Source organism: Brevibacterium renqingii, assembly GCF_017808095.1.
Taxonomy (GTDB): domain Bacteria; phylum Actinomycetota; class Actinomycetes; order Actinomycetales; family Brevibacteriaceae; genus Brevibacterium; species Brevibacterium renqingii.
The window spans coordinates 75,877-88,216 of sequence record NZ_JADBHG010000006.1 but is presented as its reverse complement, the minus strand read 5'-3'; the positions used below and the strand labels follow the sequence as shown (position 1 = coordinate 88,216).

Genomic DNA, 12,340 nt, shown 5'->3' with positions numbered 1-12,340 from the left:
GCCCATGGGCACCGGTCAGGGCAGATCCCTCACACTCAACAGCGCATTCAGAGTCGGATTCACCGGCACTCTGGGTGTGGGACTGGCGATCGCTGTGATGATGGCTCTGCAGTCGCTGGCCACCGTGCTCATCTACATCGGATTGGCCCTGTTCCTGTCGCTCGGTCTCGAACCGATCGTGCAGTGGTTCGTCGAGCGCAAGGTGCCGCGGTCGGTGTCGGTCATCCTCGTCATCCTCGCCTTCGTCCTCATCGTCGTCGGTGCCGGGCTGCTGATCGCCCCGATCGTGATCAGCCAGATCCAGACCTTCGTCGGCGATCTGCCTGACATCGTGGCGAATCTCGCGGCGACCGGCTGGGTGTTGGAGCTCGAACAGCAGTTCACCGGCGCGATCGACGTCGACGCGATCTTCGCGAACCTCGGAGACTGGGTCTCGGATCCGAAGAATGTGCTGTCGGTGGGCGGAGGCGTCGTGACGATCGGGGCCGGCATCCTCAGCTTCATCACCGGCGCCATCATCGTCGTCATCCTCACCATCTACTTCGCCGTGACCATGCCGACGATCAAATCCGCCATGTTCTCACTGGTCGCGGCCTCCTCCCGGCCGACGGTCGAATCCGTCACCGAGGAGGTCACCCGCTCCATCGGGCGCTACGTCCTCGGGCAGCTGTCCCTGGGCATCGTCAACGGGGTGTGCTCGGCGATCTTCCTCACCATCATCGGCGCCCCGCTGCCGGCGCTGTTGGCGTTCGTCGCGTTCCTCGGCTCGCTCATCCCGCTCGTCGGCCCGATCACCGGCGCGATCATCATCACCGCCTCGTGCCTCATGGTCTCCCCGGGCCTGGGCATCGCCGCCGGAATCTACTATCTCGTGTACATGCAGGTCGAGGCGTATCTGCTCAGCCCCCGCATCATGAAGGCCGCAGTCGATGTGCCCGGTGCGCTCGTCATCATCGCCGCCATCGCCGGCGGAACCCTGGGCGGTGTGCTCGGCGCCGTGGTCGCGGTGCCGGTGGCCGCCTCGGCGCTCATCGTCATCCGCAAGGTCGTCGTGCCCGCGCAGGCGAAGAGGTAGGGTCAGGAAGGATCGTCGTCGTCGATGCGCGTGATGATGACGTGGATGATGAGCTTGGACAGATAGTAGACGCCGAAATAGGCGGCGGCCGCGAAGAGGAGGCCGGCGAGCAGGTCCCCGTCTCCGCTGAGTCGGGGCAGGGCGATGAAGATGGCCGCGGTGATCGCCGCAAGGTACGGGATCAGACGCAACACTGGACTGTCGGGCTCGCTCATGGTGGTCATTTTAAATGGGGTGAAGGCGGATATGAAGCCTAGGATGGGGTCCATGTCGCAGACGGATCGGGTGACGCAGCGCGAAGAGGCGGTTCCGGGGGAGGCGCGGGGTCAAGTCGCTGATATGACGAGCCCCGCACTTCCGCCATGGCCCGCGACTGCTCCTGCTCGTGGTCGTGTTCGCCTGCGAGCGGTGGAAGCGCGAGATGGTGCGATGGCGCGTGAACTCTCGACCGATCCGTATGTGCCTCTGACAGGATCGCTGCCGAGCCGCGCGACTCAGATGATCGACGGGGAGCGCCGCGATATGGCTCTCTACGCCGCCATTCGGCAGACCGGAGACAGATGATGACGGATCCGTTGCAGGCAGCTGCGCTCAACCTGGAGTACCCCTTCATCGGGCGGTGGATGGTGCAGAACAGTCCCGCCGATCGTGTTCCGAGCCATGGAACCCCACGGTTCGCATCTTCGTTCGCCATCGACTTCGTGCCGGTCGACGAATCGCTGAGGTCGGCGCGATTCGGCGTCGTATCGCTGCTGCGCCCGGAGCCTCCGGAGAAGTTCGCCGGCTTCGGCCGTCCCGTGACCGCCCCTGTCGACGGCACCGTTGCTGCCGTCCACGATTCCGCACCCGATCACCCTGCCTATCGGGGTCTGCCCTCACTCGGCTATGCGCTGACTCAGCGCAGTCGGATCGAGGCGGGCTGGCGGGAGCTCGCCGGCAACGACATCATGATCGACACCGGATCGGCCGTCGTCGCACTCTGCCACCTGCAGCGCGGGAGCACGCGGGTGCAGGTCGGACACCGGGTCCGGGCCGGCGACCTCGTCGGACGCTGCGGCAATTCCGGCAACAGCACCGAACCCCACCTGCACCTGCAGGCGTTCGACAGTCTCGACGTCGAACACGCGACGGCAGTGCGCATTCGGTTCGCAGGAGGGGTTCCCCGCAACGGCGCACTCGTCCACGTGTGAGTCCGTCCGCCTATTGTTCGGCCGCCTCGGCGGGCCTATGGTGGGAAGACACGGACACGTCCGCTCCGCGGGGCGGATGGACTCACACGAAGGAGTGTCATGGCAGTCTACTCAGCACCCGGTACCGACGGTTCGCTCGTCACCTTCAAATCACGCTACGAGAACTACATCGGCGGCGAGTGGGTGCCGCCGAAGAACGGTGACTACTTCGAGAACGTCACTCCCGTCACCGGACAGGTCTTCACCGAGGTCCCCAGCTCCACCGGTGACGATATCGAGACCGCCCTCGACGCCGCATGGGCGGCGGCACCGGCCTGGGGCAAGACCTCGACGACGGAGCGGGCGAACATCCTGCTGAAGATCGCCGACCGGATCGAGGCGAACCTCGAGATGCTCGCTGTGGCCGAGACCTGGGACAACGGCAAGGGAATCCGTGAACCGCTGGCCGCGGACCTCCCGCTGGCCGTCGACCACTTCCGCTACTTCGCCTCGGCGATCAGAGCGCAGGAAGGCGGCATCTCGCAGATCAACGACGACACGGTGGCCTACCATTTCCACGAGCCGCTCGGCGTCGTCGGACAGATCATCCCCTGGAACTTCCCGCTGCTCATGGCCACGTGGAAGCTCGCTCCGGCGCTCGCCGCCGGCAACTGCGTCGTGCTCAAACCGGCCGAGCAGACCCCGGCGTCGATCCTCGTGCTCGCCGAACTCATCGGCGACCTGCTTCCGCCCGGCGTCCTCAACATCGTCAACGGCTTCGGCGCCGAGGCCGGCAAGCCCCTGGCTTCGAACAAGCGCATCCGCAAGGTCGCTTTCACCGGAGAGACGACGACAGGGCGTCTGATCATGCAGTACGCCTCGCAGAACATCATCCCGGTGACCCTCGAGCTCGGCGGCAAATCGCCGAACATCTTCTTCGACGATGTCATGGCCGACGACGACAGCTACCGCGACAAGGCCCTCGAGGGCTTCGCGATGTTCGCGCTCAACCAGGGCGAGGTCTGCACCTGCCCTTCTCGCGCACTCGTTCAGGAATCGATCTTCGACGACTTCGTCGCTGCCGGCATCGAACGTGTCCGATCGGTCAGACAGGGCAATCCGCTCGACACCGACACTCAGGTCGGCGCGCAGGCCTCGAACGACCAGTACGAGAAGATCATGTCCTACCTGCAGATCGGCAAGGACGAGGGCGCCGAGGTGCTCATCGGCGGTGACAGAGCCGAGCTCGACGGCGACCTCGCCGGCGGCTTCTACATCCAGCCGACGGTCTTCAAGGGCACGAACTCGATGCGTCTCTTCCAAGAGGAGATCTTCGGCCCAGTCGTCGCTCTGACCTCGTTCTCCGACTACGACGATGCGATCTCCATCGCCAACGACACCCTCTACGGCCTCGGCGCCGGGGTCTGGGCCCGCAACGGCAACACTGCCTACCGGGCGGGACGTGACATCCAGGCCGGTCGCGTCTGGGTGAACAACTTCCACTCCTACCCCGCACACGCGGCCTTCGGCGGGTACAAGTCCTCGGGCATCGGACGCGAGAACCACAAGATGATGCTCGACCACTACCAGCAGACGAAGAACCTGCTGGTCAGCTACTCCGAGAACGCGCAGGGATTCTTCTGATGAGCGATACGACCGAAACCGCCGCCCTCGAATCGACTCCCCGGATCGAGGGCGAAGAGAGGTCACGGGTGGCGATGACCCAAGCGGCCCTCGACCTGCTGATCACGCTTGTCGACAAGCACGGTCAGCTGATGTTCCATCAGTCCGGCGGGTGCTGCGACGGGTCGTCTCCGATGTGCTTCCCCGAAGGCGACTTCCTCACCTCGGAGGCGGATGTGCTGCTCGGCCACTTCGAGCTGCCCATCGACGACGCCGAGAAGGCCGGACTGGACTTCTGGATGTCGGTCGAGCAGTTCGAGTACTGGAAGCACACGCATCTGACCATCGACGTGGTACCCGGACGGGGGAGCGGCTTCAGCGTCGAAGCCCCGACGGGCAACCGCTTCATCATCCGCTCGGCGCTGATGGACGTCGCCTGAGCGGCGTCTCCTGCGGGCGGATCCGCTGTGAAATCTCACGGGATTTCACAGTGGATCCGCCCGCAGAACGCACGTGCACGCAACTGGCGCCGAGGCGCTCGATCCGTTTCTCGGTGGAGCTCAGTTCAGCGCCTCAGGTTCGCCGAGGGAGAGCATGAGGCGGTTGGCCCAGTTGAAGAACGCCGCGCTGCCGAGCACGTCGACGATGTCGCCGTCGCCCAGTCCCGCCTCCCGCAGCGCCGACAGGTGCGAGGGTCCGAAAGCCGGCGGAGTCACGGTGAGAGCGACCGAGGCGTCGACGACGGCGTCCCAGACCGAATCGCCGAGGCGGGTCCCGATGCCCTCGTCGAGCAGCCGTTGCACGAGATCCCGGCGTCCGGACTCCTCGGTGGCACGTTCGGAATGGACGGACGCGCAGAACAGGCACCCGTTGAGCCTCGAGGCCGCCGTGGCGGCGAGTTCCCGCTCGGCCCGGCCGAGGCCGTCGGTGGTGTTGAAGAAGATGTCGAGATCGGTCAGCGTCCTGGCTCTGAGTGCGTCCGGGTCCCGGGCGAGCAGCCGGAAGTAGGGATTCTTCGCCCGGCCGGCCTCGATGAGAGCCTCGCGCTGAGTCCCGGTCAGCTCCGCCTCGGCGACCGGGGCGATCCAGGGCACCCAGCCGAGACCGGACTGCTGGAACAGCTCGGGACGGGCGAGATCCGGATAGGTGCTCACCCGGTGTCCGAACTCGGCCAGCGCCCGCTCGGCCCGAGCCGAGGCGGTGCCTTCGGATTCGGAGGCCGATTCCACGGTGGTGGCCGCCAGCGGCTCGGGAACCGCGGGGTCCGACGGGGCTGTAGCAGCAAGGGCCGCCAAGCCCGTGCTCACGCGGATCTGGAAGTTGAGGAAGGACACGAGCTGGGCCAGTGTGACGATCCCGTCCTCGTCCCAGCCGGCCGCGAGCAGCAGCGCCAGATGCTCGGGTCCGCAATCGCGCGGGTGGAGCACGAGCAGATGGGCGAACTCGAGCCCGGCGACGAGCTTCTCACCCAGCGTCTCCGCTGATGCCGCCGTCGCGGTGAACCACGGTCCGGGCAGGTTCTCCTCCGCCAGCGACTCGGATTCGAAGATCCCGTAGGGACCCTGCACTCCCACGCCGAAGCCGGTCTCCGAGTCAGCTGACGCGATGGATTCGTCGAGGAGCTCGGCGACCACCCACGACGCGGATTCGTCCTCGTCGCGGAGCAGGTCACGGTAGAACTCCTCGGCGGCGGGGGCGCCGAGGAGGCCGGCGGTGAATGCGGCGACCGCGTAGCGTTCGCGGTAGGTCACCCCGGCCGGATCGGAGGGTTCGAGGAGCGCCTCGAAGCTGAGCTGGGCGTTCTCCTTGGCCTGGGGCCGGTGATCGCGGAGGACGTCGAGAGAGTCGTTCGCCGCGATGCCGGCGAGGACGTTGACGATATCGGTCATCTCAGCGCACACGCTCCTCGGCGACGTCCAGACCCAGGGCCGGAGCCACCTCGGTGGCCAGCAGTTCGATCGAGCGCAGGGCGGCCTCGTTCGTCGCCGGCACCGAATGCACTTGGAAGCTGACATCGGTGACGCGATCGAGCACGCGGTCGGCGCTCATGCGTTCGATCACCTGCTCGGACGTGCCGAGGTAGGTGTCGGTGGCGACGAGCAGCTCATCAAAGCTCAAGGAGGAGGTGTCGTAGCCGACGAGGCGATCGGCCTCGGTCCGCAGCGCGGGCTCGGTGATCTCCCGCAGCCGCGGCAGATCGGCGGCATCGGCGACCACAGCTGTACGCGAGGCGAGGATGCGCGGCGCGGCGCCGTCCGGCAGCTGGGAGAGATAGGTGTCGATGACCGGCAGCTGCACCTCGTCGAGGGCCGCCTCCGGTCTGCCCTGCGGGCGCGGTTGGGTGCGCGAGAGCATCAGCCCGTCCCCGGCGGCCCCGGCGGCCCCGGCACCGCCTGAGGAGAAGGTCGCCTGCCACAGGCGCTGCCCGAGACCGGGACGGCCTGCATCCGCAGCGTCGGGTTCGGGATAGAGCAGATGCTCGGTGGGCAGCGAATCCCCTGAGAACAGGGTGCGCAGGGTCGCGAGGTTGTCGGCGAAGACCTCACGGCGCTCATCGAAGCTCGTGCCGAAGGCGGGGAAGGACTTCGGGTTCCCGCCCGAGCCCAGCCCGATCTCGAGGCGGCCCTCGGCCAGGACATCGAGCACGGCGGCGTCCTCGGCCACGCGCACAGCGTTCTCCATCGGCAGTGTGATGATGGCCGTGCCCAGGGTGATCCGCCGGGTGCGGGCGGCGGCGTGGGAGAGGAAGACGAGCGGGGAGGGCAGTCCGCCCTCCGCGGCGGAGAAATGATGCTGGGCGACCCATGCGGAGTGCATGCCGAAGCGCTCGGCCGCTTCGATCTGTTCGAGGGCGAAACGGTAGCGCTGCCCGGCCGGGGCGTCCTCGAGCAGTCGGGTGAAGAACCCGAGCCGTGGTCCGCTGGTCTGCTCGGTGGTGGTATCAGTCATGGGTCTCAGCTTTCTGCCGCTGCGGTCAGGGCGAGTGCGGGGTGGGGGTCGGCGTGGCCGGAGAATGCCACTGGGTTCGGGATCGCATCGAGCAGTGCCCGAGTGACATCAGTGCTCGGGTGTGCGAAGACCTCCTCGGTCGCGCCGCTTTCGACGAGACGCCCGCGCGACATCACGGACACCGTATCAGCGATCTGCCGCACCACGGCCAGGTCGTGGGTGATGAAGACATAGGTCAGTCCCAGTTCCCGCTGCAGCCGGTCGAGGAGAGTCAGTATCTGCGCCTGCACCGTGACGTCGAGGGCCGAGACAGCCTCGTCGAAGACGACGAGTTCGGGTTCGGCGATGAGGGCTCGGGCGATCGCCACTCGCTGCAGCTGGCCTCCGGAGAGTTCGGCCGGGCGCCGGTCGAGGAACTCCGTCGGCAGCGCCACCCTCTCCAGGGTCTCGGTGACCAGACTGCCTCGTGTGGCGCGGGTGCCGATGCCGAAGTTGCGCAGAGGCTCGGTCAGGGTCGCCCGGATCGAGTGCTTGGGATCGAGTGCCGAATACGGGTTCTGGTGTACGAGCTGGACGGTGCGCCGGAACTCCCGGATCCGGGCCCGTCCGCGCACCCCGCGTCCGGAGCGGCCGAACTCGGCGGCGTCGAAGTCTCCGATGCGCACACGGCCCGACTGCGGTGCGAGGAATCCGGCCAGGGCCTTGCCCGTCGTGGTCTTGCCCGAACCGGATTCGCCGACGATGCCGTGCGTAGTGCCGCGGTTGAGGGTGAAGCTCACGTCCTCGACGCCGATGACCTGATCGCCGGAGCGGTCGAAGACCTGGGTCAGCGAGTCGACGGAGACGAATGGGCGCATGGGGAACGCGGCCGCCTCGGGGAGGGAGGGGCGGGCCTTCGTCTGCAGGGCGGGGGCGTCGGCGAGCAGGCGGGAGGTGTACTCGGTCTCCGGGCGGGAGAAGATGCGACCGGCCTCCCCGGACTCGACGACCGTCCCGGCCTGCATGACCAGGACATCGTCGGCGCGTTCCCCGGCGACGGCGAGATCGTGGGTGATGAACAGGATGCCCATCCCGGTTTCGGCGCGCAGCTCGTCGAGGAGGTCGAGGACCTGTTTCTGCACGGTCACGTCCAGGGCCGAGGTCGGTTCGTCGGCGATGAGCAGGCGGGGGCGCAGGGCGATGGCCGCGGCGATGAGCACACGCTGCCGCATCCCGCCGGAGAGTTCGTGCGGGAACTGATCGGCACGCTTCTCGGGCCGGTCGATGCCGACCCTTCCCAGCAGTTCGATGACCCTGTCCCGGGCCTCGGCACGATTCGTGCGACGGTGGATGCGCAGCGCCTCGGCCACGGACTTCCCCGTCGTCTGCAGCGGATTGAGCGAACTTCCGGGATCCTGCGGGACGTATCCGATCTGAGCCCCGCGCACCCCGCGCCAGCCGGCCGGTCCCATCCGGGTGAGGTCGAGGTCGCCGAGGCGGATCCGCCCGGCCGTGATCCGAGCCGAGGAGGGCAGGAGTCCGATGACCGCGTTCGCCGTCGTCGACTTCCCCGAGCCGGACTCGCCGACGACGGCGGTCATCGCACCGGCGCCGACGGCGAGGTCGAGGCCGCGCACGGCCGGGGAGCCGCCTCGGCGGGCGTAGTCGACGGTGAGGCCGTCGATGTGCAGCAGCGGAGATGCGGTCATGATGTCACCTTTCGCAGGGTGTTGCCGATCTGATGGGTGGCGAGCACGATGGCCATGACGACGAGGCCGGGCAGCACGGTCAGCCACCAGGCGGTGGCCACGAAGTTGCGGCCCTCGGCGATGATGAGACCCCATTCGGGCGTCGGCGGCGGAGTGCCGTAGCCGAGGAACCCGAGAGTGGAGATCTGGAGGATCGCGGATCCGATCTGCAGCACGGCCAGCGAGAGCACCGGCGAGATCGAATTCGGCAGGATGTGGCGGACGAGGACGGAGAAGAAGGTGCCGCCGGAGCCGTAGGCGGCGGCCACGTAGTCGCTCGTGCCGATCTGCACCGCCTGGGAGCGGGCGAGGCGGGCGAACTGGGCGATGGCTGTGACGCCGACGGCGATGGCCGCGTTGATCGTGCCGAAGCCGAGGACGACGACGATCGAGAGGCTGAGCAGGATCGCGGGGATCGAGAGCAGCACGTCGATGGAGCGCATGAGCACATCGTCGACGAGCCCGCGCCGGGTGCCGGCGATCAGGCCGATCGCGGTGCCGATGAGGAGACCCACGCCCACGGCCACGAGCGCGGCGAGCAGGGACTGGGAGGCGCCGTAGACGACGCGGGTGAAGGCATCCCGACCGGTCTGGTCGGTGCCGAACCAGTGCTCGAGACTGGGTGCCAGCAGGGCCGGGGTGTCGCCGCCGTCGTTCGGATCGAAGTGGGTGAAGAGGCCGGGGAACAGGGCCCAGGCGATGGCGATGAGCAGGACGAGTGCAGAGACGACGGTCGCCGAGGTGACCGCACCGCGGGCGGCGCGGGTGCGCGTTCCGGCAGTGTCCTCCGCGCGGGTGAAGACATCGGGGAGGCTCATGGGTTCGTCGCTTTCGTCTCGGGGCCCGTCGCGGCAGCGGTGTCGTCCGTCCAGTCGAGGTCGACGCCGACGCTGGCGGCGGTCGCCGTCAGCGCGCTGCGGGTGCTTGCATCGCTGTTCTTCAGCCCCTTGCCGGAGGCTGTCGTGCGCTGGGTGCGCAGACGGACGTCGATGACGGGGTAGAGGAGGTCGACGGCGAGGTTGATGATGACGTAGCCGAAGGTGGCGATGACGACCACTGCCAGCAGGATCGGGTTGTCGCGGTGGGTCACGGCCTGGGCGGTGATCAGTCCGATGCCGTTGCGGCCGAACACCGTCTCTGTGACCACGGCACCGGCGACGAGCTCACCGAAGACCAGTCCGATGATCGTCAGCCCCGGCAGCACCGCGTTGCGGGCGACGGTGTGGACGAGCATCCACATCTCGGAGGCGCCCTTCGCCGTGGTCACCTTCACGAATCCGGAGGCCTGGACCTCGGTGATGGAGCGGATGAGCACTTGGGCGATCGGAGCCGACAGCGGCACCGCCACGGTCAGCGTCGGCAGCACGAGCGCCTCGGCGGGACCGGGGGAGATCACGGAGACGAAGCCGAACTGGAAGGAGAAGACCTGGATGAGCAGGATCCCGAGCCAGAACACGGGGACGGAGATGAACAGGCTGGGCACCGAGTCGAGAGCCCGCCGGACCCAGGCGAAGGGGCCGGTGGCCGGACCATAGGTGGCGGCGACCGCGATGGCGACGGCGAGGACGAGTGCGGTGAGGAAACCGGAGACCGCCAGCACCGCCGTCGAGGGCAGGGCCGCGGCGATGATCGTCGACACGGCGGCACCGGTCTGGACCGAGTACCCGAAGTCGCCGGTGAGGAAGCCGGTGAGGCTGAGCAGATAGCGGCTGAACCAGGACTCGTCGGCACCCGTGGCCTCGCGGATCTGGGTGATCTGCTCGGAGGAGAGACCCAGCGCCGGGTCGGCGAAGCGGGCGGTGAGCCCGTCGCCGGGGATGAGGCTGAGCAGGACGAAGGCTGCGGTGAAGGCCAGCAGCAGGACGAGGACGGCCTGACCGAGGCGCAGGAGCAGATAGCGTGTGTCGAGGATCATCTCTCTCCTGTCAGCCAGGTGCTGTAGAAGTCGGGGCGCCCCACCGGTTCTGTGGCGAAGCCGTGGACGCGGCGGCGGAACGCGAAGACCTGGGGCTCTTCGAAGAACGGCAGGACATAGGCCTGCTCGACGAGGTAGTCCTGGACCGCCTCGGCGGCCTGCTGCCGTTTCCCGGGGTCGGGCTCCGCGGCGAGAGCGTCGAGGAGCTCGTCGATGCGCGGGTCGATCGAACCGTCGTCGGCGTCGGAGCGGTCTGGTCCGTTGAGGAAGACGTCACGGTTGACCGACGAGTAGTTCGAGCGCAGGTTGTCGAAGTCTGCACGGGCGACCATCGAATGGTAGATCTGCACGGTGTCGAGTTCGAGGGCGTCGAGCGTCTGCTTCGACTGGTCTCCGGGGTTGATCGACAGATGCACGCCGACGCGGCGCAGCTGCTGTTGGATGAGCGTCTGGACCTCGTTCGACCGCGGCTGCGGCAGGGCGATATTCACGGCCAGGGCCAGCGTCTGCCCGTCCTTGACGCGGTAGCCGGCGGTGTTGCGTTCGGTCCATCCCGCCTGATCGAGGAGGCGGTCGGCCCTGTCGGGATCGTGGACCCAGGAGCCCGACTGGTCCGTGTAGCCCATTGCGCCCTCGGCCAGCAGTCCGGTGGCCAGCGGATAGTTGGGGGTGAAGAGCTTGTCGACGATCTCCTGCCGGTCGATGGCGGCGATGAGCGCTCGCCGGACGGAGACGTCGGCCAGGAGAGCGTGCCGGAATCGGAAGTTGATGCTGTTGTTGATCCCGTTCGTCGCCTTCGCGTAGAGGCGGAGCCCATGCTCGCTCACCCGTGATTCATCGGGTGCCTGGACGTCGCGCACACCGTCGGCCTGTCCGGACAGCACGGCCCCGATGCGCACCGAGTACTCGTTGTTGGTCAGGTAGTCGATGCCGTCGAGGTGGGCCCGCCCCTGGTGTGCCAGGTGCGGGGGAGCCCAGTCGTAGTCCTCGCGGGCCCTGACCGAGAGCTTCTGGCCGATGGTCTCGTCGGTGATGTGGAAGGGCCCGCAGGTGTGGATCCGGGTGGCCCCGCCGGGCCCGAATCCCTCGGCATCGAGTGCGAGGGTGGAGTCGGCGAGCAGCCCCGCGTTCATCGTCGAGGTCGCCTGGGCGAACCCGGGAGAGGGGGCCGAGAAGTGGAAGCGCACGCGACGATCGTCGAGGACCTCGCTGCGTTCGTAGTTCGAGATCTGTTCGGACACGGGGAGCGTGCGCGCCTCGTCGCCGCGGCCGAAGAGGTCGAAGTTCCTCGCCACATTGGCAGGCGTCAGCGGTGTTCCGTCCGAATAGGTCACTCCGTCGCGGATGGTGAAGGTGTAGGTCGTCGCGTCGGCGCTGATCTCCGGCAGATCCGTGGCCAGCCACGGGTGCAGCTCCAGAGTCTCCGGATCCTGCCACAGCAGCCTCGCGGAGATGTTGTTCATGATTCCGCCGTTGGGGTAGAAGCCGACCGACGGCGGATAGAGAAGCGTCCAGGTCTGAGGCTCGAAGTAGGTGAGCACCCCGCCTCGGACGGGGTGTCCGGAGGCCGACGTGCCGGTGTCGCGCGGTGTGCAGGCGCTGAGGGTGATGAGGGTGCCGAAACCCAGTCCGAGGCTGAGGATCGATCGCCGGTCGAGGTCGTGTCCGGCGACGCGCGCCGAGGCGGTGGGACGGAGGTCCGTCATGGAGAGAGGTCCTTTGGGCCGAAGTGAGGTAACTGCGAACTGAGGCGAAGATAGTTCAACAATAATGAGCGCAGGTCGTTGCCGAGGGACGGAGGCAGGGGAGGCGGCTTGCGCGGGGCCCGGGGGTGAACTGCATGGTTCGAGTAAAGCGCATCGGCGCAATCTCAGTCAATTCG

General features: G+C 67.6%; 12 protein-coding genes. 5 read left to right on the top strand and 7 right to left on the bottom strand.

The features are described from left to right. Positions 1 to 4: 4 nt before the first annotated feature. The gene (locus IIE29_RS12290) at positions 5 to 1,075 is read left to right on the top strand and encodes an AI-2E family transporter (RefSeq protein WP_209325572.1); all 1,071 of its coding nucleotides are present in this window, start codon (positions 5 to 7) and stop codon (positions 1,073 to 1,075) included. A gap of 2 nt (positions 1,076 to 1,077) precedes the next feature. Here the strand turns inward: IIE29_RS12290 and IIE29_RS12285 are convergent, their stop codons facing one another. Beyond that, entirely contained in the window at positions 1,078 to 1,290 is a 213-nt protein-coding gene (locus IIE29_RS12285; RefSeq protein WP_209325571.1) for a hypothetical protein, read from the bottom strand. Between the two features lie 214 nt (positions 1,291 to 1,504). On the opposite strand from IIE29_RS12285, the gene IIE29_RS17050 reads away from it, so the two are divergent. From IIE29_RS17050 to IIE29_RS12270, 4 genes are all read left to right on the top strand, one after another. Further along, the gene (locus IIE29_RS17050; RefSeq protein ID WP_281389152.1) at positions 1,505 to 1,639 is read left to right on the top strand and encodes a hypothetical protein; all 135 of its coding nucleotides are present in this window, start codon (positions 1,505 to 1,507) and stop codon (positions 1,637 to 1,639) included. Continuing rightward, positions 1,639 to 2,265: a M23 family metallopeptidase gene (locus IIE29_RS12280; RefSeq protein ID WP_209325570.1), complete on the top strand. Its 627-nt coding sequence runs from the start codon at positions 1,639 to 1,641 to the stop codon at positions 2,263 to 2,265. Before IIE29_RS17050 ends, IIE29_RS12280 begins: the two co-directional genes overlap by 1 nt. Positions 2,266 to 2,364: 99 nt before the next feature. After that, positions 2,365 to 3,888, top strand: a complete 1,524-nt coding sequence (gene exaC / locus IIE29_RS12275; protein WP_209325569.1) for an acetaldehyde dehydrogenase ExaC — start codon at positions 2,365 to 2,367, stop codon at positions 3,886 to 3,888. Then, positions 3,888 to 4,307 carry a DUF779 domain-containing protein gene (locus tag IIE29_RS12270; protein WP_209325568.1) on the top strand — a complete coding sequence of 140 codons (420 nt, stop codon included), beginning with the start codon at positions 3,888 to 3,890 and terminating at the stop codon, positions 4,305 to 4,307. The genes exaC and IIE29_RS12270 overlap by 1 nt, the downstream gene beginning before the upstream one ends. A 120-nt stretch (positions 4,308 to 4,427) precedes the next feature. On the opposite strand, the gene IIE29_RS12265 is transcribed toward IIE29_RS12270, so the two are convergent. The 6 genes from IIE29_RS12265 to IIE29_RS12240 are packed head-to-tail and all read right to left on the bottom strand — an operon-like array spanning position 4,428 to position 12,164. Next, a complete protein-coding gene (locus IIE29_RS12265) occupies positions 4,428 to 5,756 on the bottom strand; it encodes an alkylhydroperoxidase domain protein (RefSeq protein ID WP_209325567.1) in 1,329 nt (442 codons plus the stop codon). 1 nt (position 5,757) lies between these two features. Then, positions 5,758 to 6,816: a putative FMN-dependent luciferase-like monooxygenase gene (locus tag IIE29_RS12260; protein ID WP_209325566.1), complete on the bottom strand. Its 1,059-nt coding sequence runs from the start codon at positions 6,814 to 6,816 to the stop codon at positions 5,758 to 5,760. Between the two features lie 5 nt (positions 6,817 to 6,821). Then, positions 6,822 to 8,504, bottom strand: a complete 1,683-nt coding sequence (locus IIE29_RS12255) for a dipeptide ABC transporter ATP-binding protein (protein WP_209325565.1) — start codon at positions 8,502 to 8,504, stop codon at positions 6,822 to 6,824. After that, positions 8,501 to 9,361: an ABC transporter permease gene (locus IIE29_RS12250; RefSeq protein WP_209325564.1), complete on the bottom strand. Its 861-nt coding sequence runs from the start codon at positions 9,359 to 9,361 to the stop codon at positions 8,501 to 8,503. The genes IIE29_RS12255 and IIE29_RS12250 overlap by 4 nt, the downstream gene beginning before the upstream one ends. After that, positions 9,358 to 10,458, bottom strand: coding sequence for an ABC transporter permease (locus tag IIE29_RS12245; RefSeq protein ID WP_209325563.1), 1,101 nt, complete (start codon positions 10,456 to 10,458; stop codon positions 9,358 to 9,360). The genes IIE29_RS12250 and IIE29_RS12245 overlap by 4 nt, the downstream gene beginning before the upstream one ends. Beyond that, positions 10,455 to 12,164, bottom strand: a complete 1,710-nt coding sequence (locus IIE29_RS12240; protein WP_209325562.1) for a TIGR04028 family ABC transporter substrate-binding protein — start codon at positions 12,162 to 12,164, stop codon at positions 10,455 to 10,457. The genes IIE29_RS12245 and IIE29_RS12240 overlap by 4 nt, the downstream gene beginning before the upstream one ends. Positions 12,165 to 12,340 lie beyond the last annotated feature (176 nt).

What these genes read in the sequence shown, in the direction of transcription:
- IIE29_RS12280 (WP_209325570.1), top strand. Translation starts at nt 1,639, where the DNA reads ATGACGGATCCGTTGCAGGCAGCTGCGCTCAACCTGGAGTACCCCTTC.
- IIE29_RS12290 (WP_209325572.1), top strand. Translation starts at nt 5, where the DNA reads ATGGGCACCGGTCAGGGCAGATCCCTCACACTCAACAGCGCATTCAGA.
- IIE29_RS12245 (WP_209325563.1), bottom strand. Translation starts at nt 10,458, where the DNA reads ATGATCCTCGACACACGCTATCTGCTCCTGCGCCTCGGTCAGGCCGTC.
- IIE29_RS12255 (WP_209325565.1), bottom strand. Translation starts at nt 8,504, where the DNA reads ATGACCGCATCTCCGCTGCTGCACATCGACGGCCTCACCGTCGACTAC.
- IIE29_RS12270 (WP_209325568.1), top strand. Translation starts at nt 3,888, where the DNA reads ATGAGCGATACGACCGAAACCGCCGCCCTCGAATCGACTCCCCGGATC.
- IIE29_RS12260 (WP_209325566.1), bottom strand. Translation starts at nt 6,816, where the DNA reads ATGACTGATACCACCACCGAGCAGACCAGCGGACCACGGCTCGGGTTC.
- IIE29_RS17050 (WP_281389152.1), top strand. Translation starts at nt 1,505, where the DNA reads ATGGCGCGTGAACTCTCGACCGATCCGTATGTGCCTCTGACAGGATCG.
- IIE29_RS12240 (WP_209325562.1), bottom strand. Translation starts at nt 12,164, where the DNA reads ATGACGGACCTCCGTCCCACCGCCTCGGCGCGCGTCGCCGGACACGAC.
- IIE29_RS12285 (WP_209325571.1), bottom strand. Translation starts at nt 1,290, where the DNA reads ATGAGCGAGCCCGACAGTCCAGTGTTGCGTCTGATCCCGTACCTTGCG.
- IIE29_RS12265 (WP_209325567.1), bottom strand. Translation starts at nt 5,756, where the DNA reads ATGACCGATATCGTCAACGTCCTCGCCGGCATCGCGGCGAACGACTCT.
- exaC (WP_209325569.1), top strand. Translation starts at nt 2,365, where the DNA reads ATGGCAGTCTACTCAGCACCCGGTACCGACGGTTCGCTCGTCACCTTC.
- IIE29_RS12250 (WP_209325564.1), bottom strand. Translation starts at nt 9,361, where the DNA reads ATGAGCCTCCCCGATGTCTTCACCCGCGCGGAGGACACTGCCGGAACG.